The sequence below is a fragment of the Streptomyces sp. NPDC047072 genome (assembly GCF_040643855.1).
GTDB lineage: Bacteria > Actinomycetota > Actinomycetes > Streptomycetales > Streptomycetaceae > Streptomyces.
This window is the reverse complement of the sequence record NZ_JBEYVC010000019.1, coordinates 83,868-105,130: the sequence shown is the minus strand read 5'-3', so window position 1 is coordinate 105,130 and position 21,263 is coordinate 83,868. Positions and strand designations below refer to the sequence as shown.

24 protein-coding genes are annotated in these 21,263 nt (G+C 70.8%); 21 read left to right on the top strand and 3 right to left on the bottom strand.

Going from position 1 to position 21,263, the window contains the following annotated elements; translation table 11 throughout:
- From ABZ896_RS11730 to ABZ896_RS11635, 20 genes are all read left to right on the top strand, one after another.
- Window positions 1-1,216, top strand: a 1,216-nt coding sequence (locus ABZ896_RS11730) for an N-6 DNA methylase (protein WP_360925774.1), incomplete at its 5' end; no start/stop codon positions are given.
- Window positions 1,209-1,565, top strand: a complete 357-nt coding sequence (locus ABZ896_RS11725) for a hypothetical protein (RefSeq protein ID WP_360925771.1) — start codon at window positions 1,209-1,211, stop codon at window positions 1,563-1,565. The genes ABZ896_RS11730 and ABZ896_RS11725, both read left to right, overlap by 8 nt.
- Window positions 1,566-1,584: 19 nt before the next feature.
- Window positions 1,585-2,577, top strand: a complete 993-nt coding sequence (locus ABZ896_RS11720; protein WP_360925768.1) for a DUF4007 family protein — start codon at window positions 1,585-1,587, stop codon at window positions 2,575-2,577.
- A 94-nt stretch (window positions 2,578-2,671) separates the two neighbouring features.
- Entirely contained in the window at window positions 2,672-3,043 is a 372-nt protein-coding gene (locus tag ABZ896_RS11715) for a hypothetical protein (RefSeq protein WP_360925766.1), read from the top strand.
- Between the two features lie 326 nt (window positions 3,044-3,369).
- Window positions 3,370-4,110: a hypothetical protein gene (locus ABZ896_RS11710; RefSeq protein WP_360925763.1), complete on the top strand. Its 741-nt coding sequence runs from the start codon at window positions 3,370-3,372 to the stop codon at window positions 4,108-4,110.
- A 111-nt stretch (window positions 4,111-4,221) separates the two neighbouring features.
- Entirely contained in the window at window positions 4,222-5,019 is a 798-nt protein-coding gene (locus tag ABZ896_RS11705) for a hypothetical protein (RefSeq protein WP_360925761.1), read from the top strand.
- The gene (locus ABZ896_RS11700) at window positions 5,016-5,963 is read left to right on the top strand and encodes a hypothetical protein (protein WP_360925758.1); all 948 of its coding nucleotides are present in this window, start codon (window positions 5,016-5,018) and stop codon (window positions 5,961-5,963) included. Before ABZ896_RS11705 ends, ABZ896_RS11700 begins: the two co-directional genes overlap by 4 nt.
- A 102-nt stretch (window positions 5,964-6,065) precedes the next feature.
- Window positions 6,066-6,440, top strand: a complete 375-nt coding sequence (locus ABZ896_RS11695; protein WP_360925755.1) for a hypothetical protein — start codon at window positions 6,066-6,068, stop codon at window positions 6,438-6,440.
- A 35-nt stretch (window positions 6,441-6,475) separates the two neighbouring features.
- A complete protein-coding gene (locus ABZ896_RS11690; protein WP_360925752.1) occupies window positions 6,476-7,036 on the top strand; it encodes a hypothetical protein in 561 nt (186 codons plus the stop codon).
- A complete protein-coding gene (locus ABZ896_RS11685) occupies window positions 7,033-7,920 on the top strand; it encodes a hypothetical protein (RefSeq protein ID WP_360925749.1) in 888 nt (295 codons plus the stop codon). The genes ABZ896_RS11690 and ABZ896_RS11685 overlap by 4 nt, the downstream gene beginning before the upstream one ends.
- 433 nt (window positions 7,921-8,353) lie before the next feature.
- Window positions 8,354-9,190 carry a hypothetical protein gene (locus tag ABZ896_RS11680; RefSeq protein WP_360925746.1) on the top strand — a complete coding sequence of 279 codons (837 nt, stop codon included), beginning with the start codon at window positions 8,354-8,356 and terminating at the stop codon, window positions 9,188-9,190.
- A 498-nt stretch (window positions 9,191-9,688) separates the two neighbouring features.
- Window positions 9,689-11,428, top strand: coding sequence for a hypothetical protein (locus tag ABZ896_RS11675; RefSeq protein WP_360925743.1), 1,740 nt, complete (start codon window positions 9,689-9,691; stop codon window positions 11,426-11,428).
- A gap of 114 nt (window positions 11,429-11,542) precedes the next feature.
- Window positions 11,543-12,007 (top strand): hypothetical protein, encoded by a 465-nt coding sequence (locus ABZ896_RS11670; RefSeq protein WP_360925740.1) that lies wholly within the window; start codon window positions 11,543-11,545, stop codon window positions 12,005-12,007.
- A gap of 134 nt (window positions 12,008-12,141) precedes the next feature.
- Entirely contained in the window at window positions 12,142-12,822 is a 681-nt protein-coding gene (locus ABZ896_RS11665) for a hypothetical protein (RefSeq protein WP_360925738.1), read from the top strand.
- A 141-nt stretch (window positions 12,823-12,963) separates the two neighbouring features.
- Complete coding sequence (locus ABZ896_RS11660; RefSeq protein ID WP_360925735.1) at window positions 12,964-13,596, top strand: TetR family transcriptional regulator; 633 nt, start codon at window positions 12,964-12,966, stop codon at window positions 13,594-13,596.
- Window positions 13,597-13,646: 50 nt separating this feature from the next.
- Window positions 13,647-14,030 carry a hypothetical protein gene (locus ABZ896_RS11655; protein WP_360925732.1) on the top strand — a complete coding sequence of 128 codons (384 nt, stop codon included), beginning with the start codon at window positions 13,647-13,649 and terminating at the stop codon, window positions 14,028-14,030.
- A 127-nt stretch (window positions 14,031-14,157) separates the two neighbouring features.
- Entirely contained in the window at window positions 14,158-14,514 is a 357-nt protein-coding gene (locus ABZ896_RS11650; protein WP_360925729.1) for a hypothetical protein, read from the top strand.
- Window positions 14,515-14,630: 116 nt separating this feature from the next.
- On the top strand, window positions 14,631-15,623 hold the full coding sequence (locus ABZ896_RS11645) for a hypothetical protein (RefSeq protein ID WP_360925726.1): 993 nt from the start codon (window positions 14,631-14,633) through the stop codon (window positions 15,621-15,623).
- 97 nt (window positions 15,624-15,720) lie between these two features.
- Window positions 15,721-16,446, top strand: coding sequence for an HNH endonuclease family protein (locus tag ABZ896_RS11640; RefSeq protein WP_360925723.1), 726 nt, complete (start codon window positions 15,721-15,723; stop codon window positions 16,444-16,446).
- 267 nt (window positions 16,447-16,713) lie between these two features.
- Window positions 16,714-17,088 carry a hypothetical protein gene (locus ABZ896_RS11635; protein ID WP_360925720.1) on the top strand — a complete coding sequence of 125 codons (375 nt, stop codon included), beginning with the start codon at window positions 16,714-16,716 and terminating at the stop codon, window positions 17,086-17,088.
- A 14-nt stretch (window positions 17,089-17,102) separates the two neighbouring features.
- Here ABZ896_RS11635 and ABZ896_RS11630 read toward each other — a convergent pair whose 3' ends face one another.
- The 3 genes from ABZ896_RS11630 to ABZ896_RS11620 form a co-directional block, all read right to left on the bottom strand.
- Entirely contained in the window at window positions 17,103-18,350 is a 1,248-nt protein-coding gene (locus ABZ896_RS11630; protein WP_360925717.1) for a hypothetical protein, read from the bottom strand.
- Window positions 18,351-18,635: 285 nt separating this feature from the next.
- On the bottom strand, window positions 18,636-19,340 hold the full coding sequence (locus tag ABZ896_RS11625; RefSeq protein WP_360925714.1) for a beta-ketoacyl-ACP reductase: 705 nt from the start codon (window positions 19,338-19,340) through the stop codon (window positions 18,636-18,638).
- 45 nt (window positions 19,341-19,385) lie between these two features.
- On the bottom strand, window positions 19,386-20,282 hold the full coding sequence (locus ABZ896_RS11620; RefSeq protein WP_360925711.1) for a helix-turn-helix domain-containing protein: 897 nt from the start codon (window positions 20,280-20,282) through the stop codon (window positions 19,386-19,388).
- A gap of 86 nt (window positions 20,283-20,368) precedes the next feature.
- On the opposite strand from ABZ896_RS11620, the gene ABZ896_RS11615 reads away from it, so the two are divergent.
- Entirely contained in the window at window positions 20,369-21,250 is an 882-nt protein-coding gene (locus ABZ896_RS11615) for a helix-turn-helix domain-containing protein (RefSeq protein ID WP_360925708.1), read from the top strand.
- Window positions 21,251-21,263: the final 13 nt, after the last annotated feature.

Below are 21,263 nucleotides of genomic sequence, written 5' to 3'. Positions count from 1 at the left end.
GACGGTGGAGCTCACCTTCACCCCGGCGGAGGGCGAGGCGGGCCGCGCGCGCCGGGTCGCCGTGGTCCCGCTGCTGGACGAACGCCCCCTGCGCTGGCTTCGGACGGGGACCGCTCTTGTCCACACCCCAGCGCGTCCCGTCAGAAAGCTGATCATGCCCTCTCCCTCCACCGCTGGCCTTGTCAGCGAGATCGTCGCCACGGCGCTGGCAGGACCGCCCGGCAACTGCACTGATCCCGGCTGCGCCCGGCACGCGGGCACCATGGAGTGCCTCCCGTTCGAGACGAGCCGCAGTGCAGGCGACGTCTTCGGCGAAGCGGTCGCCGCGGCCTGGTTCTCCGCCGGCGGAAGCCGGCTGGACATCCCCGCAGGGATCGTCGCCGCCCTGGCCCTGTGGCCCGTCAAGTCCCCCGGAGCCGAGCACGCCGACACCCTCGCCTCGTACATCGCCGCGCAGCCGCCGCGTGTCCTGGTCCGCGGACTTGCCGAATGCGCGGACTCCTACTGGGGGCTGCGACCGGACCTGTGGGAGGTCTCCCGGCCGCTGTTCGACTGGACGAGAGAAGACCTCAACTCCACCCAGCTCAACGGCGTCATGGCCGTGACGAAGGCGGCGCTGCGCCATGGAGTGCTCCGCCACACGGGTGACAGCGACCCCGGCCAGCGGTCGCACATCGATCTGATGTCCTGGGTGATCACGAACCTGCGGCATCACCAGTCCCGGCGCACCATGGGCGAGTACCACACGCCTCCGGACATCAGCGACCTGGTCACCACGATGCTGGCCGCCGAAAGCACCGGCTGGGCCCGCCCGCAGGGCGAGGCGTTCATCGAGCCGACCGCCGGCACCGGCGGGCTCTTCCGATCGGCGGCTCAGGATCTGCGCCGCAACGGCGAGAATCCGGCGGATTTCGCCTGGGTCATGCTCGAACTCGACCCGCTCGCCGCCGCGGCAGCGGCCGTGAATGCGATCGTCTGGGGTCTGGGGCCGCGGGCAGTCGTCGCGTGCGGGGACGTGCTCGTGGATGCGGACCTGGACCGGGAGGCGCGCACCCGACGCCGCGAGCTGGCCCGGCACCGGGACGACCTCGCCGAGCTCATCGGCTTCGCCGTCGCCACCCAAACTACTGACCAGCTCCTGCGATCGCTCCTCGCGCCGCAGGAGAAGCCCGACGCCGGAGCGACGGCGGGCCCGTCCGGAGGCACCGATGTCTGAGACCCATGACCACACCGACAGCGAGATCGTCGCCCTGGCGCTCCAGGAGGTCGTGCCGCTTCCCAGCCGCACCCGGGTGTACGCGCTGACCTGCGGATGCCCCGACTCCGACGGCGAGTTGTTCTGGAGCATCGACACGGAGACCCGCTCCTACGAACTCTCCCTCGCTCCGGACGGGACCGGCCTGCGCGCCGTGCGCCTGATCAGTGAGCCGCGCTTCGGGGACGGCGCCTCCTGGACGACGGGTTTCCTCGTCCGCGACACCGCGGCCGACTGGGCGCAGTCCCTCGCCCGACTCGTCGCACGCCTGACACTTGCCGACCGTAGCCCCCTCCCGTTTTCCGGCTGACCGACTGGAAGGAAGACCCGTGCAGAAACAGACGATGATGACGGGGTGCCTGCCCGCCTTCGGCCGGCACCGCGGCTACCCGCCGCGATGGGGCTGGTTGCGCAAGGTGCACCTCGCCATCCAGAACGACCCCGGGGCCATGACGCGGCCGGACGCGACCGTCGAGCTCGGCGTCAACAAGAGCATGGTCCCGGCCATGGGCTTCTGGTCCCAGGCCTTCGGCCTGGCCCGTCGTGAGGGTCGCGACCTCGTGCCTACCGACCGGGCCCGCTGGCTCCTGGACGACGATCACGGAGCAGACCCCTTTATCGAGCTCGACGTCACCTTGTGGCTGCTGCACTGGTGGCTGCTGAGCGCCGAGCCCTGTCATGTGCCCAGCTGGCGCTACCTGTTCGGGATCGCGGGGCTGAATCGGTACAGCCGCAGGGAACTCCAGCGGCGCCTCGCGTGGACCGCTGACGACAACGGCTGGAAGCCCCCCGCGCATTCCGTCCTCACCGCCGACATCGCCTGTCTGGTCAGCATGTACGGTCTCAGTGACGACACGGCGGCGGATTTCGAGGATGTGCTGTCCAACCCTTTCCGCACCCTGCAACTGCTCAGTTCCGAACCGCCGGGCGAGGACGTCGCCGACCGCAGCCACCTCGTGTCCATCCATCGCAGGGCCGGCAGCCGCTGCCCGGCGATCATCCAGGCGTACGCCAGCATCGACTTCGCCGCCCGCGCCTTCGGGACCGCTGCTGGCTCGATCAGCCTCACACGGCTCTCCTCCGACCCCCTTGGTCCCGGCCGGCTCCTCCTCGCCGATACCGCGGTGCTCCGCCACGCCCTGCACAGGGTCGCGGCACGTCATCCAGACCACCTGGCCGTCGTCCAGTCCGGCGACGGGGAGGAGATGCTCACCTTCAGCAGCCGTCCGGACCACCTCGCCGAACACCTCCTGGACACCGCGTATCCCGGGCCGGGAGCGGAGTGGCGCCGGGAGGTCCATGCCAGGGGTCGAGAGGCGTGATCATGCGCGCTCGCCATCCCCCAGACCGTTTGCGGCCTCCGAGCCTGGGCGGGGCCGCCGGCCACGACGGTCCACCACCGTGTTGGAGGGTCACGTGAACCATCCCGTCCCTGCGCCGTGTGGCGCGGAACGGCTCGCACCGCTCGGCCTGAAGAACTTCCTCGCCGAGGGCTACTCCGACGACGAAGTCGCCGACGTACTCGGGTCCGTAGCAGAGGTGACCGGTGTGCACGTGGTCTGCCTGTGGGACTACGTGGACCGGTACGGCTGTGGCGGGGACTCCGACTGGTACGTGCGGGCACCCAACGGCTCGCTGCACTGGCTTGCCTGCGATCTCTTCTCCTGGATCAACTACGGCGAGAATGCCCCAGGCGACCCGAGTACCTGGGCTGGCAGCCCCGCCGGCATCACCACCAGCACCCTGGTGACCGTCAGCCCGTTCAACTATGCGCGTCGGAGGGCATGACCCGCGCCGAAGGGCGGTGGGACGACCCGCCGGCGCGTCGCCGGCGCCGGTGAGGTTCATGGCGGGCCTCCCTGCGGGCGGGGCGTCCGTCCTCGGCCTGCCGCCTGGTCCCTTGCAGCGTGCAGGGCTGCTGGCGGCGTGCTCTACCACCTTGAGGGTGTTGCAGATTCACTTTTCGCCGTGTACGTTGACTGTGTGCCGGGCCGGTCCTCCACGTAGGGGCAACTCGCCCCTTACTCGACCGGCGACGCCCTGAGCAGACCTCTCGCAGACCGCACCTTCCTGTCTGCACATCCCCCCTTTCTTCCCCGGGAGTTGATCCCTCCATGCCTCCATCGCGCATTGACCCGCGCCTCGCCGAAGAGCAGCTGGCAGCAGCACTGCACAACGGGATCCTGGCGATCCAGACGAACACCGGATCGTGCACTGCCGGCGACATCACCGCACACCTGGTCGAACAGCTGACGTCCGGTCTGCTCTCGGAGCCGACCGCAGCGGCGTCGGCGTCCGCCAGGAACGGGCAACTGGACGTCGACGCCCTGGTCCAGACGCACTACGACGTCGAGAGCACGGTCAACAACACCAAGGCCCAGGTCCGCTTCACCCCTGGTCTGGCCGCGAGCGGCCTGGCTCGCGGAGAGCATCTGGACATCAGGGCGGAAGTGTCCCTGAAGTACCGGGTCGAACTGCGGTTCCAGTGCGCCCTGTTTAGCCAGAGCGACGGAGCCGACTGGTTTCTCGCCTTCACGGAATCCGACAAGAGCTGGCTCGAATCCGCCAAGACCCTCAAAGCGCCGGTCGGAGGACTGGTCACCGAGCTCGCGCACGAGCGGGACCACCGGTCCGGACTGGAGCCCGTGGTGGAAGCCGCCCGGCATGTCGCCGCCATGCGGGCGCTGTGGGTCCTCGGGGCAGCGCGCAGGCAGCTCGCCTCCGCCAGCACCCGCGCCCTGGCCGCACGGGCCGCCTTCGACCGGTACGGCTACGCGGCGGCTGACCTGGACCGGCTCGCCGCTCGCCTGCGGCAGCTCGCCGGAGAAGAGGACCTGATGCTCATCGGCTGGTGACGAGACGCCTCGCGCGAGCCCGGCGGGCCGCGCGAGGCAGTTCGCTCGGCCCGCAGCCACCGGGCCGCAGGCGCACACCTGCCCGATGCCGCTCACCGCCCGGAGAAGATCATGCCCGTCCACGCCCTGCCCCTGCCCGCTCCGTCGGCGCCTCCCCCGCTCCCGACGTTCTGGCTCGGTGTCCATCGTCCTCACTGGCTCGGGCTCGACAGCGTGCCGATGTTCGTGTCGAACCGCCAGCTGGCCGCTGTCAAGACCCTTCCGCGGGCCCGCGGTCCGTGGGCGCTCGACAGCGGCGGGTTCACCGAGATCACCAAGTACGGCGAGTGGCGCACCAGTCCTCGCCAGTACGTGAAGCTGATCCGCAGGTACCGCGACGAGGTGGGCCGCCTGGCCTGGGCCAGTCAGCAGGACTTCATGTGCGAGGACCAGGCGCTGCGTATGACCGGTCTGACGATCGACCAGCACCAGGACCTCACCGTCGCGAACTTCCTGACCCTGCGCGAGCTCGCCCCCGAGCTTCCGATCATCCCAGTCCTTCAGGGGTGGCTGCGCCCCCACTACTTCCGCTGTGCGGAGAAGTTCCTGGCCGCCGGAGTCGACCTGACCCAGGAGCCGCTCGTCGGAGTGGGCAGCATCTGCCGGCGGCCGAGCACGTACGTGGCGGGCACGATCCTGGAGGACCTCCATGCCGCCGGTCTGAAGCTGCACGCCTTCGGCTACAAGAAGTCCGGCCTGGACGTCTCCTGGCGGCACGTGGTGTCGGCCGACAGCATGGCGTGGTCCAAGAGCGGCCGACACGACGTCATGTGCGGGACGCACAAGAGCGAGGCGAACTGCCTGCGGTACGCGTTGTGGTGGCGCAGGGATCTTCTGGACCACCTGGCCGACATGCGGGGCCGGCGGTGAGCCGGCGGCCGGTCGTGCCGAGCAATGGCGAGCTGCGCGCGATCGTGTCCGGGGAGCCCCGGGGATTCGCCCAGCGGTGGACCTACGGCGTCCCAGGGTGGCGGCACACCTCGGAGGGCGGCTTCCGCAGGACGCGCTACGAGGTCGTCGGGATCGGTGAGGAGACGGCCCGTACCTACGTGACCAGGCATCATTACCTGTCCGGGTGGCCGGCGAGCATCCACAGGTACGGATTGCTGGACACCGAGGCAGAACCGGGCCCCGGCGACCAGACGGTGCAGGGCCACGTCCTCGTCGGGGCCGTGGTGCTCGCATCGCCCATGAACGAGCGTGTCCTCACCAGGCCGTTCCCGGGGTTGGTCCCGTATAGGGAGAGCGTCGAACTCGCCCGTCTGGTGCTCGCGCAGTCCGTGCCGGCCAACGGCGAGACGTTCCTGGTTTCCCGGGCCCTGCGGCAGGCCGCTGACCAGGGAGTACGCGGGGTCGTTTCGTTCGCTGACCCAGTTGCTCGGCAGCGGGTCACGGAAGGCGGGGTGATCATCGGTTCTCCGGGCCACCTCGGGATCGTCTACCAGGCGCTGGGAGCACATTTCGCCGGCAGGAGCACGGCCAGGTCCTTGTGTGTCCTGCCGGACGGGTCGGTCCTGAGCGCGCGTTCGATGGCCAAGGTGACCGGGGGCGAGGTCGGCAGGGAAGCGGTGGTGCGCAGGCTGCGGGCGCTGGGGGCGCGCCCCCAGTCCGGCGGCGAATCCCCTGCTCGGTGGCTGGCGGAAGTCCTTCCGGCAATCGGAGCACAGCGGGCGCGGCACCCGGGGAACCTGCGTTATCTGCTGACCGCCGGGCGCACGCGCAGCGAGCGGTCGAGGACGGTCCTCGGGATGCCCTCTCTGCCCTACCCCAAGTGGGCTGCCGATCGGCGCCCGAAGCCCCGCACCACCCTGTAGTGTTGCTGTTCCATGTTTTGTGATGTAGATTCATCATGCGGTCGAGGTGATGCCTCCCGTCCCGTCCTCCTCCGGAGCCCCCATGTCACGAGAGAGCCTGAGATGAAGCTGCTCATCACCGCCGCAGAGTCCAACTACTACGCGTCGCCCGCGGATTACTCCTGGACCCTCCCCGGAGAAGTCCTCACCACGGGTACCCCCGACACCTTCGTCGGCCTCGGCTTCGGACGGTCCACGACCCGCGCCCGGGTCACCGATGTCGACATCCCCCGCGCCGAAGTCCTCCGCAAGATCATCGGCCACCTCACCCGCAGCGGGCTCTACGAACTCGACGGCCAGGTCCAGAGCGTCAGGACGCGCCAGCGCATCACCGCGTTCCTCGGTTTGGCGGACGGGTTCGACGTCGGCACCGTTCTCGAACTCCACGACGGCACTCTCCGCCCGGTCACCGGCTCCGGCCCCGCTGCCGCGTCCTGACCCCAACGCACCCCAGCACGAGAAAGGGCACCGCCTTGAACGCCCCAGCCCCCCGAACCGACGCCGAACAGATCTGGTACCTCGCCACCCTCGGCCGCGAGAGGCTCCTCCGCGCCCTGGCGCCGCTCGGCCTGCCCGCCGCCGTCACCCACGACCCGCTCAGTCTCGCGGCCCGGGTCGTCTCGGCGACCCCGGGCAACGGGATGCACCGGGCCGGACAGAGCGTCCTGCGACCGCTGTTCGCGGCCAAGACGTTCTCCGTCACGGTCACTTCCGACGACGGCGCCGTCGACTTCACCGGTCTCGTACCGGCGCTCGGCCAGCGCACGGCGGGCGGAGCGACCGGCCTGTACGCCGAACTGCTCCTGTTCAGCAGGGACGGCCTGGAGAACAAGGCCGCCTTCCGGCTCTCCCTCATGCCGACCGACAAGAAATGGATCATCGACACCGAGTTCCAGCCGAGCGGACACCCCGGCGTGCAGCAGCCGTTCGCCTCCGCGCGTCTGGGCCGCAAGCGCACCGTTCTCGCCGCCTTCGCCGCCGAACTCGACCGCCTCGCCGCTCAGGCTGAGCAGCCGGACAAGGACGCGACGTGACGCTGTACGGCATCCCGCCCGCCGGGTTCCGGCGCTTGATGGCGCCCGAGCGCGGGCGGGACCACGCACATGCGATCGCTGATGCCGCGCATGCCTGGTGGGTGGCCAACCGCGGGGGCTCGGGCGACCGGGCCATCGCCGTGGGCACGCTCGCCGGGCTCGCCCTGTCGGCCCCGAGCCAATCCGAGGGTCCCGACTACGGCCCGCTGTTGATCCCCCTGAGCGACGAAGGGCTCGTGGACACGCTCAGAGCGGGCTGGAACACCTTCCGGCTCTACGACCCCGACCTCGCGGCAGTCGCCCGACCGCTGCACGAATGGCTTGCTGCGCCGACCGAGAACGATGTCCGGGGCCTGTCCGACTACGCCCGGGTGCTCGTGCGTGCAGGGCTGCTGGAGTACTGCAGCGACCTGGCCCGCGCCGAGTCGGACGACCTCCTCGGCCTCATGATCGCCCGCATGCGCACGTACGCTGAGCGGCAGAGCACCGGCGAGTTTTTCACCCCCGCGATGGCGGCCGACAACATCGGCGAGGTCATCTTTGCTACGGAGCGAAAACCCGGAGATCTCTTCCTGGAACCCGCCGCCGGCACCGGCACGATGGCACGAGCCGCCGCGGCAGCCCTGCGGGTCTACGGCACGGACCCGGCCAGCTACCGCTGGTGGCTCAACGATCTGGACCCCCTGAACGCGGCCTGCTGCGCCGTCAACTCCCAGCTCTGGCGCCTCGGCCGCCGGGTCACCGTTTCGTGCGGCGACGCCCTGAACCAACCCCGGCTGCTGGAGGAATCGGTCCAGCGACGCGCCGAGCAGGCGATCGCCGAGCTCGAGGAACGCCCCGTGCTCTACCCCACCCGGACCCGGCCCCCTTTCTGGCCGTTCTGACACGTCGCCGGCATATCCCGAGCGCCGGATGCCGCCCCCCGGAACCGCTCTGGTGAGCCGCCGGCCCCCGGTCAGGCGCGGTGCTGCCGTACCAGCTTCCCGTGACCCCGGGGCCACTGTCCGGCTCGTCCACGGCCTGCTCGGACCATCGACGGCCCGGCCGGGGCGGAGGTCTCTCAGAATTCCACCCCGGCAGGGCCGATGCGGCAGGGAGAATCAGAGAGACACAGCCCGCCGACGATCTCCCACGACCACCACGGAAGGACCAGCGATCTTGGAGTCCCGCCCAGTCCCTGGCAGCGGCAATGAAGGCGCTCATGCGCAAGGTCGCCGGCCTGCGGGGTGTGTCGAGTTCATCAGTGCTGGTGAACGGCCCGGGTGCAGCACCCTCAGCACGGCCCTCGCTGTGGCTCTGGCCCGCTCCGGGACACGTGTGGCACTCCTGGTCAACCTGATGGGCAACGGACACGCGGCCGGGTTCACCTCGGACCGGTCCCACGAACTGTGGCCGCACATGACCCCCGATGTACCGGTGAACCCGGGACAGTTGCGTCTGGCACCCCAGCTTGCGTGGACTCCCGGGGGTCCACGCGCGGCACTGGGCGCCGCGGTCCGGAAGCTGGCCGACAGCCAAGACACTGAGGACGGAGCGGAGTGGCAGAGTCCCGAGGCGCTGGAGGCGTGGGAACGTCCCCTCCCTGCGGAGCATGAGCTCTCTCCCGTGAGTCGGGCGCAGCGCTACAAGGCTCAGCACCGTCGGACCCAGATGCGGCGCATGCTTGCCGAAGGTGAGGCCGGCGACCTCGTGATCGTTGACTCCGGCAGCGGTCCCCGCGTCACCGGGATTCCCATCGACCACACCTTCGTCGTCCGCGCTTTCGAGCACGTGGTCTGGAATGAACTGGACAGCGAGGGGACATGGCCGAAGCCCCGGCGCGCGCCCGGGCAGACAGCCCGGCTTCTGGCACCCCGGATCAGCCAGCCACCTTCCGGGCCGTGGGAGCTCGTCATCACGCCGGCCTCGCCGGCCGCATCGGACAACGAGTTCCTCGGCGCCGTGCGCGATGAACTGATCGCTCTGGGGATGGCAAGGCTGACCGGCATCACGTTCGTGCCGTACCACGAGGACCTGCACCTGGGGCGCTGGCGCCGGCAGGCGCATCACCTCGAACCGGGCGGCCCTGCCTACGCGTTCCGGCCGGGAGGAGTTGTCACCAACGGCCTCGGCGACCTGCTGGGCGCCGTGAACCGTGCGCTGCGTACCGGATAACGTGCTGGGTGGAACGCAGGCGGGCGGCTGCACTCTCGAGGTCTTTCCGGAGGCCGTCACGGGCAGCAGCGAGCCTCCTACCCGTTGCGCCGGTCACGGCCATTCGCTAATAACCGCGACCAGGACCGTCTGCTCGTAACGGACCGCCGGTACCTCACCAACGCGTGACCACCGGCGCCGCTTCTCGCGATTGATGCAGGTCCGCCGAGACCCGGCAGCAAATCGTCGCCGCACTCCCAGCCCCGAGCCGACGCGGAGAGTGAAGAACTGACGGCGGCGACGAGCCCGGTCGTGGCCAAGATCCATACGCGGTGGACGCCCTGTCCGGGCCGCCCCACGCCGTGCCCACAGAAGGCCCCGACCCCAGGGCGTTGCAAAAACATTTTCCAAGATGTAGTTTAAGTGCACCGCCTGGCGCACAGCGCTCGCGGTTTCGCCCCAACTCCCATGACTCCAGGTGAGGTTGCCGTGTTCTCGCATCTGCCCGACGCATCGGACGTGTCTGACTCCGCTCTGCTGGCAAGCACCTCGGCCGCCGCCAGGCAGCGAAAGGTCGTCCCCGACGACGAGTTCAAGATCATCACTCCGCTCCAGTTCCAGCTCTACCAAGAACTCCACGCCGCCGCCGCTGATTCGGTCCGGCCTCCGGTCCAGGCGAGCACCCGCCCGCTGGCACTCGCCCGGCTGACGCGCGCGCTCAAAAGCGTCATCGAGCACCGGGAGGAAGCCGCCGTCTTCCGCCAGGTGTATGCGCACCTGGCGAATGCGGCGCTTGCGTCTGAGCGCGCGGCGAACGGGCTTCTCGTCCTGTCCAGCGGGCAGGAGGGCTTGGGCGCCTCGTTCCTGAAGCGTCTGCTCCGGTTCGCGGCCGTAGACACGCCGGTGCGCACCGTGCAGCTCCTCGTCGCCCATTTCCTGACGTCCGAGGACCCGGACACGGTACGGGCGGCTCTGGGGCAGCTCGCGGGCCTGGAGTGGGCGATCGACCCCGAGGACGCCCACCAGGAGCTGCACCTGGGGTCCGTCGACTTCGTGGTGGACCAGAGGCAGTCCGAGACCGAGCGGTTTCGCGAACTGCTCGCGCTGGACGCCTCGGACCAGCCGTCCGGCACCTGCCTCACCGATACCCGAAGTGAGGCCTGGGACACCCCGGACTGGCACCGCATCCGCACCTGGCGGCGCCGGTATGTGGCGGCGCACACCCGCGACATCGACTGGGCCCTGAACAAAGCCGTCAGCTACCGGCGGGCGCGCGAGCCGCTGGCTGCCTACTGGCATACGGACGGCATCGAAGCGGGGGTGGTGACCCAGCTTCGCCAGGAGGCAGACCGTGCGGCGTCCGCGCGCCTGTTCCAGGCCACCGATTCCGTGGCCCAGATGGCGCTGCGTCGCATGCGGCGCCGCGCCGTGAAGCGCACGACCCCGTTCGATCGCGGTCACCTTCCCAAGACCAGGGGCATGCTGTTCCTGGACTCGCCTTTCGAACTGCCCAACGGCCGACGCATCATCGGCTACGTGTGGGGCCCGTGGTCTCCGCGCGACGAGGAAGGCTGGCTGCAGGTCGACGACGATCAGGAGCTGGCCCGGCTGGAGACCCCGGACGGCGATGCCTCCTGGACATGGGTGACGCCCCTGACGTGCGACGAGTCGCTGCTGACGCTGCCGTTCGCGCCGTACGGCACGCTGCTGCTGCGCCCCGGGGACACCCTGGAGCCGGAGACACGGCTGCGTGACCCGCAGAACCCCGACCGGTACCGGGAGGGCCGCGAACGCCAGGGCCACCGTGAACTGCTGATCCGGCACGTGCGCAGCCTGTGGGAACTGCTCACCCAGCACAAGCGATCATCGGTGCGGGTGCTGTCGACCGAGGTCCACCAGGCCAAGCCCCGCGAGCAGCGGTCCGACCGGCGCCGGGGCATCTCGGACTCCGGCCAGGTGGAGACCGTCTTCGTCGATCCGGATGCGGGCGAGCGGTACCGGGCGCAGCGGCGCAGCAGCGAGAGCGGTACCGGGCGCAAGGTGACCGTCCGGTACTGGAGGAGTGAGCACGAGCGCGACCAGTGCCCGAACTCGCACGAGCACGCACTGCGTGAAGCGGAGAAGGCCGGGAGCTGCCCGCACTACGAGATCACCATTCCCGAGCACGTGGTAGGGCCGTCCGGTGCGCCCTGGTCCGACCGCATGCACCGCGCGGTGACCGGGCACGCGGTGCCCTCCGACAGCGAGCCGGACGCGTAGCGCGTCACGTCCCGTACGGCCGGGCAGCAACGCCTGTCCGGCCTCCGGACCGGACCCCCGCCGCATGTCGGGGTCCGGTCGTCCTTCCGACCCCGTTTTGCCTTGAGGAGACTCATGTCCGCCGACCGAACTTCCCGGACGCCCGTACGGCACCGCTGCCAGGCTCTGCACACCATCTACGGCCTGGTGGCGCTGTTCGCCGGCACCGGAGTCCTGCTCCAGCAGCCCGTGATGGTCCTGTTCGCCCTCCCCATGGGGTTCATCGCGCTCCAGGTGATCCGCCTGGTCAACGGCCGCGCGCACGCCGACGGCACCGAAGGCACCGCTCAGAAGCAGGCCGTCGGCGCGGGAGCGTCCCGCCTCCGCCGAACGTGGACGGTGGCTGCAGGGCTTCTGGACACGGTGCTGATCCTTTGCGCCTTGAACGTCTGTGTGATCCTGCTGCGCGGTGCGGGCGCCGCCCTCCTTCCGACGGGGTCGGTGGCCGACTACCTCGTGCTCGTCGGCGGGGTCCTGTTCACCGCGGCGCATACCTACGCCCATCGCAAAGCCGCAGGGCCGGCACGCACCGACGCGTAGCCGGCCCACCGGCCAGCACCGCCCGTACGAGCCGGACGGCACGGCGTATACCGCGGCGCATGCAAGCGCGAGCGGAAGCACACCGACCCCAGCAACGCGGCATGACCGCCGCCGATGAAAGGAGAAGTACCCCCATGACCCGGATGGTTCGCCGTGATGTCGTGGAAGCGCTGGAAGAAGCCGGGTGGAGCGGCGAGGCCGGCATGCCGCTCGGCCGTTTCCTGCGCCACCCGTCCGGCGCGGTGTGGACGGTTCAGGACGAGTCAGGAGCCTGCCGCCTCGAAACCCCCTGCGGCAGCGCCGAGTTCTCCGCCGGCGCCCCCGGCTCCATCGTGCTCGCCGCCTGCCTGGACGCCGCCGGCCAGGAGTCCCCGCAAACCCGCAGGGTCCACTACGCCTACCGGTCCGCCCGCCGGCGCGCCGCCCGCCGGCTGCCGCACGAGCGGGAAGGACTGATCTTCCACCTGGAGCGGCGCAACCGCCGTCTGGAGGAGTTCGCCCGCATCGCGAACGCGGCCGCTGACGTCTCCGCGAAGGCCGGTGAGGAGGCTGCGGCCGAGGCGTTCGCGCTGCGGACGAGCGTCGGCCATCTGCGGGCGCGTGTCCGCGAGCTGGAGGACCTGCTCGGTGCGGCGTCCCCGCCGTGCGGCCGGGAGTTGTCCACCGGCGAGCCCTGCCCGGACCATCCCCGGCCCACGACAGCCGACGTGGAGTACCGCTTCTGCGGCGCCGACCTCGGCCGCGACGAGGCGCCGTACACCTGCAATCGGCGCATCGCGCACGGCGGCGCGTGCGGACCGGACATGGACACCTAGGAACGCCGCGATCGATCCGGGCGTCACCCTCTGCGTTGCCAAATCATATTCCAGCGTGTAATGTGACTATCCGTTGGGTCGGCCGACGCCAGTGAGCGAGCCGCCCTCCCCCGGCTGCATCACGACTCCCAGGAGACAACTTTGTCCACCCCCCTCACGACACGCTCGGCCGATGCTCGCATCCCCGGCCAGCGGGCCCTCCAGACCCGGCAGAAGCTCGTGGAGGCGACCGTCGGACTGCTCGAAACGGGCTCCTACCGCAATGTCACCGTGAAGCAGATCGCGCACGAGGTGAACACCTCGCCCGCGACCTTCTACCAGTATTTCGCCCAGGTCGAGGACGCCGTCCTCGAAGCCTCCGCTCCCCTCCTCGACGCGACGACGGCCGCTCTCGCCGAGTTCCAGGACGGCACCTGGTCCTCTGACGGCCCAGACGGCGCCGCCCGGCTCGTCAACGCGGTTCTGGACACTTGGAAGAACCACCGCCCGGTCCTCCGCGTTCTCACTGCCGTCGCCGCCGAGCAGGACTCCCGCTTCGTCCTCGCCTACGCCGACGTCACCCGGCCGGTGACCCGCGCGCTGACCGCCGCGATCGGGACGGACACGCCGTCGGGGCCGCTCCACAAGGCCCTGGTGCGCAGCCTCGTGGCGGCGCTGGCCGCAGCGGCCGGGCAGGAAGGTGCCCGGAAGATCCACGGACTCAGCAAAAAGACGCGGCGCGAGGGGCTCGCACACCTCGTGCACGCCACCGTGACGAGCACCGCCGCCGACTGACCACGCTCCTCCCTCTCACGCCCGCTCCCACCCACAACGACGGGGGATCCATGTTCCAGCTCGGTTCATTCGCCACCGGCCTCGTCATCGGCGCCGTCATCGCCTTCGTCCGGCTCCGCCAGCAGCCGCCGTGGCGCCGCCGGGTCCTGCCGCTGTCGGTCGCCCCGGCGAGCCCGGAACTCCGGGCCCCCCTGTCTCTCGCCGTGGTGCAGCAGTTCAGCGACACCCACCGCTTCGCCTACGCGACCGTCAGCGTCTTCGAACGCAACAGCCCCGAGACCACGGTCAACCTCTACCCGGCACGCGGACCGCTCCTCGACTCCATGCGCCTGGACACCAGCCGTCCCGGCACGGCAACAGGACAGACCGCCCGGATGCTTTCCGGCCTGAACCTCCCCGCCGGGGTCATGGTGATCCCCCTCTCCACCCGCTGACACAGCCGCCCGGCAGTCCCCGCCCTCACCGTCCTCTCCCCCCGCGAATCCTCGCCCCTGACCGGCACAACCCCGGAGGGCCGCCACGCCACGGCGGCCCTCCACGCCACCAGACACCGGAGCACGTATGACGTCCATCGGCACCGCCCGCCACTTCCAGCCCCACGGAACGCCCGGCCACATCTGCCGTGACCACAACCGGGCCGTTCTCGCGCCCGCCGTCGCCGTCGAAGCCCTCCGCAACGGATGGGGATCCGACCTGACAGATGCCCAGCTCGACCAGTGCGCGGCCACCGCCGAGCGCCACCCCCTCTCCCTCACTTCACGCGCCGCCGTACGCACGGCGCTCCAACCCGCCCTTTCCTCCAGCGACACCCCCGAGAGCGTGCACGAGCGGCTGTTCGCGCTGCCGCCCGGCCACCCTCTCCGGATCCGCGTGGGCGACCAGGAGTACTTCCTCGTCCCCGTCCCCATCACGCTGTGACCTGAGGTCCGCAGGCTGCGAGCAGCCGGCGAGGCCGCCGAACCGGTGCCGGCCACAGGCGTTTTGGCAGGATCCCCGTCGCCCGGGAAACCAGGACCCGACACCAAGGGGAAATCATGCCCACCCACAAGCACCTTCGCCGTCTCCTGCCCGCCACGCTGCTCGCCGCGTCCGTCCTCCTCACCGGCTGCGCAACAGGCCACGAGGCAACCGAACACGCCGCGCAGCACACCGGCAGCAGTAGTCCCTCCCTGCACCGTGATCCGGCAGACACGCAATTGCCCCGGGGCATCGCGCCGCCGGGCACCCAGCAGGCGGTCGGCGACGGCGCCTGGTCCGTGACGGTCCAGCGCCTCGAGCGGCTGCCGGCCGGCACGGCCGCGGACGTACCCGCCGGCTCGAGCGCCTACCGCGCCCGGCTGACGGTCACCAACCGGCGGCCGCAGATCGCGACGGCCCCGCAGATCGCCGTGACCTGGCGCTACGGCCAGCTCGGACGCCAGGCCACCGAGCTGGCCGGAGCGGCCGCCGCTCTCACCGGTGACGATCCCCCGCTGGTCCGGCCGAACGCGACCGTCCGCCAGGACGTGCGGCTCGTCCTGCCCGACCGGGCCCAGGGCCAGCCGGTCACCGTGACGGTGGAGGCGACGCCGCAGGGGCTGGCCGAGCCGGACCTGCTGTTCTTCGAGAGCGCTCTTCCCGGCCGGCCCGCCGCGGCGACCGCGTCGCAGGCGGACGGCAGCTCCGGAAGCCGGCAGGACGTCACACCCCTCGGGCAGTGGAAAGCCGGAGTGCGGCTGTCCTCGGTGTCGGTCACCGGCACCGGTTCCGTCCGCACCGCGCGCCTGGAGCTCAGCGTGGCGAACGGCACCGGCGATCCGTTGCCCGGGCTCGGCACCGCACTACGCGTCATGACCGGCGAGGACCTTCACCCGGCCGCGACGATCCGCCCGGTGTACGGCTACCACGACGCCGCCATCGCGCCCCACCGAACCGCCACCCAGACGATCGCCTTCCGCGTGCCGCAGTCCGCGGTCGGCGAGCCGGTGACCATCGAGGCCGTCGACGCGGACGGCTCCCGCGTCACCTTCGAGGGCCGGATCGGTTGATCGAGCACGGGAATCGCAGCCGGAGTGTCACACCGCTGCTCCTCACCGCACCTGTAGAAGGCGACGGTGCCGTTTTCGACACGAACAGGAACTCGCCATGCCCCCTCGCCTCTTCACCGCCGGCCTCGTGCTCGCCGGCGTGCTGGCCTGTACCGCCTGCGGACCGCTGGCCGACACGGACTCCAGCGCCTCCAGCGCCGCGGCGGTGCCCGCCCCTGGAGCCGCCGCACAGGCGCAGCCCGCGCTGGCCGAGCTCGACGCTCTGCCGGTACGGGCCCCCGGCTCCCTCGGCGGGTACAGCCGTGACGCCTTCGGCCCGGCCTGGAGCGACGAGGGCACCGTCGCCCTCGCGCACAATCATTGCCCCACGCGCCAGGACGTCCTCTTCCGCGACCTGGTCGACGTGGTGCGGGACCAGGACGGCTGCACGGTCGTCTCCGGCGCTTTGCACGACCGATACACCGGCAAGACGATCCGGTTCCACCGCGGCCCGGGGACCTCGCTCGCGGTGCAGATTGACCACATCGTGCCGCTGGCGCTCGGTTGGCAGTCCGGGGCCCGGAAGTTGTCGGCCCAAGAGAGGCTGAATTATGCCAACGACCCCGAAAATCTCGTTTCCACGGACGGCCCGACGAACGCGGCCAAGGGGGCCAAGGACGCCTCTGCATGGCTGCCGCCGCGCGAGGACGCACGCTGCTGGTATGTGACGGCGCAGGTGCGGGTGAAGACCAAGTACCGGTTGTCGGTGTCCGCAGCGGAGAAGACGGCGATGCGCGCGGTGCTGCAGTCGTGCACCTCCGGCGGGGACGGGGCGGGCCGGTGATGACGCCGCTCGCGGCCCGGGTTGTGGCGCTCGCCGGTGACGGGAAGCGCGGAGACCGGTCCTCGGGCGCTCCCGGTCGAACGGATCGAGGTGGAGCGCCGAGAGGAAGCCGTCGCCTCGGCCCGCGCGGCGGCCGAGGCCGCAGGGGCCGGCCGGTCGGGCCGGCTGCTGGGTGCCGCGCCCGCGGGGGCTGGCGGGAGCCGGAGGATGCCGGCGGTGCCCGCACGGTGAGGGTCGGAACGGATCGGACACGAAAGGGCGAGGGACATGGACGGTGAACACGGCCGGACTCGGCGGCCCCGGTGGCGGGAGGAGCACCCGGAGGCTTACGCGGAACTCCGGCGCACCTACGGGGTGATCGGGCATAGCGGCGTCCTCACCGCGCTGAGCCTGAGTCTGATCGGAACGGCGCTGACCATCGGAGACCTTCACCTGCCCGAGTGGCTGGAGCGGGCAGCTCGCCTGGTGGCGAGTCTGGGGGCGGTGGGCTGCGCCGTGATCGCGCTGGGGCAGCTGCTGCGGGCGCTGTGGCGGACGGCACGGGCTGTCATGGGAAGTCGTCGGCGGCCGCGTGCCGGACAGGCTCCACCGGCGGGAGAGACCGCGGGCGCAGCGTCCCCGGGCGCGGCAGCAAAGTCGTGAGCAGCGGGCAAACCTCACCACGGGACGCGTTCCCTGGCGTCGCAGACGGCCTCCCACTGGGCGAAGGTGTGGCACTGCTCGGGTGCACGGGCGCGCCAGGCTCGCTGGGCCTCGGCCAGAGAGGCGAGGATGCGGTCGCGGATGACGAACGCCGGCAACTCGGGCTCGGACGGCGGGTGCTGGGGGCGCAGGCGGGTACGCAGGGCGGCTGCGGCGGTCCGGAACGCCTGGTTGGGCGGGACCGACGCCACCTCCTCGGCGGGGCCGGGCGTTTCGTACCCGACGGACGGCTGACGGGTTTCCTCGTGCCAGCGGACCGTGATCACGGCGGCCGGGGAGGCGGGCCGGCGGGGGACGCGCCACGCCATCAGCTCGGCGGCGATCTCGGCGGGCGCCTGCCCGGCGGCGATCCACGGCCGCAGGGCGTAGGCGAGCCGGCGCAGCGGCTCGGCCTGGGTCCAGGGCACCCGGGGACGGATCCAGGCGGCGACGGACACGGCGTGGGCGGCCTGCTGCGGGGTGGCCCGGTAGGGCGCCGGGACGTCCGGGCGGTGCGTTCGCGCGGTGCCGCGGCGGGTCCTCGGCGGCGGTGCACCGGTGTTGTTGTTCTTCCTCCCCATCTCAGCTGTACGTCGTGGGTGGTTGGTCCTCCAGGAAGGGGTGTCACGGCGGTTGGCGGGGCGGGCGCGGCGGCGGGCGTCGGCGATGGCGAGCTCGCGGCCGCGGTCGGTGAAGCCGATGTGCCGGGCGTGGTAGCCGTGTCCGCTCACGCGGTGTCCGAGGGCATGGTCCCAGGCGCGGGGCACGACGGCGGCGTAGATGGTGGCGGTGCCCGCCCAGTCGCCGCTGCCGGCGGGGCGGGTGTTGGTGCGGCTGCCGTGGACGACCCATGCGAGCAGGCCGAGTTCGCGCAGCACGGCGATGTGCCGCTCCAGGGTGCGGCGGCTCAGGCCCAGGCGGCGCCACATGGCGTCGCGGCAGTAGGCGACGTGTCCGTCGGCGTTGAGCCGGGCGGCGAGGTCCTTGGCGACGCGCAGCGTGGTGTCCTGGGCCTTGGGGTGCAGGCGTTCTGTGATGGCCCAGGTGGCGGCGCGCAGGAAGTCGCCGCGTCGGGTGCGGCGGGACGCGGTCGTGTCGATGTCCTGTTCCGCGTGACCGCGAACCAGGATGAAAGGGTTGTCCGTGGATATTCGGGGTTGTCCGCGGGCTGGGTGCGGTTGGACATCGGTGTTCTGGACCGGCGCGCGGGCATGCTGCATCATGGGCAGAGCACGCCCCTCCTTTCGGGCATGCGACGGCCCCGTTTCGGTGGGGCCGGGTTCTTCGGGAACCAAGAGATCCGCCCTGGCAGGGGCGGTGTCGCCCGGTCATTGACCGGGTTCTTCACCGGGCGAGCTGGACACTCGCCGGGTGGTGGCAGAGGTGCGGCGGGCGGGCCGGGGTGCTGGACACACCAGACGGCTTGCCGCCGGAGGGCAGCCCGCGGGGGACTGCCCGCTGTCAGGTCATTCGCGCATCCGGCTCCTGGTGTGGGGCGGTCATGGCGGTCAGTGGCCCATGCCTGCGCCGCCGTCGACCGGGACCACGGCGCCGGTGATGTAGGCGGCGTCCTCGGAGGCGAGGAAGGCGACGGTCGCGGCGATCTCCTCGGGGCGGGCGAGACGGCCCAGCGGGATCTGGGTCTTGAGGTTGCTGAGCTGTTCCTCGCTCAGCTGCTCGCTCATCGCGGTCTCGGTGAGGCCGGGCGCCACGACGTTGAAGGTGATGCCGCGGGAGCCGAGCTCGCGGGCCATGGAGCGGGCGAAGCCGACGAGTCCGGCCTTGGAGGCGGCGTAGTTGGCCTGGCCGCTCTCGCCGCGCAGGGCGACGGCGGAGGAGATGAGGACGACGCGGCCCTTCTTCGCGCGCAGCATCCCGCGGGTGGCGCGCTTGGTGACGCGGAAGGCGCCGGTGAGGTTGGTGTCGAGGACCTCGATGAAGTCGTCCTCGCTCATGCGCATCAGCAGCTGGTCCTTGGTGATGCCCGCATTCGCGATGAGGACTTCGACGGGGCCGTGCTGTTCCTCGGCCTGCTTGAAGGCGAGGTCGACCTGCTCGGTGTCGGTGATGTCGCAGCGGACGCCGAGCAGGCCCTCGGGGGGCTCGCCCGAGCGGTAGGTCACGGCGACGCGGTCGCCGGCGTCGGCCAGGCGGCGGGCGATGGCCAGGCCTATGCCGCGGTTGCCGCCGGTGATCAGAACTGAACGGGACACGAGAGTGGCGCCTTTCTGTGGTGCTTCGCGGTATGGAGCAGTCAATCAGCTCGCCCTGCGTGCGCCCGAGCGAGTGAGCCGCCCGCTCATCGCCGCGGCCGCGTCCATCACCGCGTCGACGTAGCGGGCGCGGGTGGCGGCGCGCTTCATCTGGGCGTCGCCGGCCAGCAGAGCGACGGATCCGGCAACCGTCGAGCCGTACCAGACAGGCGCGGCGATCATGGAACGGCCCGGGAGAGGGGATGATCCCAGCGCGTGACCTTCCTCACGGATGCGGGAAATGTCGATCTTGCTGCCGATCGGCGCGCCGAGACAGGCAAGGATCGCCTTACCTGCGGGATCTGCATCCAGCGGGGCGGACTCCAGTGCTTGGAGTGCTTCCCGGGGCTCCTTGAACAGCGTCTCGCCGTGCGCGCCGTATGCCCGATCTGCACAGATTCTCATTGGTGTGCCGATCAGATACGGGCGATAAACGAATGCGATTTGGCCAGTTCGTGACTGTAGGGTAACCAGCTCAGCCCTCACGGCAGGCGAGGGCTGGCCAGCTGGCGACGGCTGGGACTTCGATATCGAGTGGGGTGCACCGTGCAGCGCGTCGACCAGCGCGTACCGAGCGCGTGGCCCTCGCTGTTCAACGGCCCCCTCGCGCACCATGGCCTGCAAATACCGGTGAGCGGTGGCGGCGGGAAGTGCCGCCGATTCCGCGATCGACGCCAGAGCGTGCTCGCCCGGACCGAGCCGGATCAGCGCCCGGAGCACCGCCATGGTGCGGGCCACGGCGCCGCCGGCACGATCCGACGGGGCGGCAACGGGATGCAGCAACGCGAATTCCCCCTCGCGATCGAGGACCGGCGCGTCTCCCACAACGCACGTGCGATCCGGGGGCCGATTTTTCCCGGCCAAGATCCCGCTCACCAGGCTCGGAATTTTCCGGTCAGTCATTTTCAGGAGCAAGCGCTTCCGGTAATTCACCGGATCGCGGCGGCACGGGGGGCACGACAGTACGGCAGCACGGGGAGGGTTCGGAGTTGAACAACAAGGAGGCGTTGCAGCGGCTGCTGCAATGGAAACGCAAGCAGATAGACCCAGTTGAGCTGGGATGGCCCAAGCGCACCGGGCGGGGCCGGCGTTCCACGGGACTCTCCCAGGCGCAGGTGGCCCAGGGCCTGTACGTGAGCGAGCGGACCTACGCGGCCCTCGAGCGCGGTGACATGCCGGCGCCGACCGCGGAGTTCCTGGACAACGTTGCCCGGATTCTGCGGATGGAGGAGCGGGAGCGGACCGCGCTGTATGTCTACTCGCTCGGTCACGAACCGCCGATCCCGATGGACCCGATGGCGGGCACCAACGTCGCGCCGGCCTGGCAGCGAGCCGTCAGCAAGGTGAGCGGGCAGCCCTGTTACGTCAACGACCTGGCCTGGAACGTCCTCGCGGCGAACGACGACTTCATCGCCATGTTCCCGCAGCAGCCGGGCACACCCCTGCGGCTGCCCGAACGGAACCTCATCCGCTGGATGCTCCTGCGCGAGGACGCCCGCGAACACCACCTGGTCGACTGGGAGAAGCGGTGGGCCACGCCCGTCGCCGCCCAGCTGCGTACCGCCGTGGCCGCACACCCCGACAGTGCCGACCTCCAGCAGCTCGACAAGGAAGTCAACGACGACCCGGTAGTCGGCCCGATCTACCGCAACCACAGCATCGCCTACATCCACCCCGACGGTGACACCCGCGTGATGCGGCATGCCGGTTACGAACCGGAGCCCGGCCGCCCCGACACCCGGGACCGGTGCTGCGACCGGCACGCCCCCTCGCAGCTGGGCAACGTCACCATGTGCGCGGCGCAGCCGTTCGGCAGCCCGGGTGCCCGCTTCTTCTTCCTGGTGTTCGACCCGTTCGAGCCCGCGCGGTGACGGCGTGCGGCGG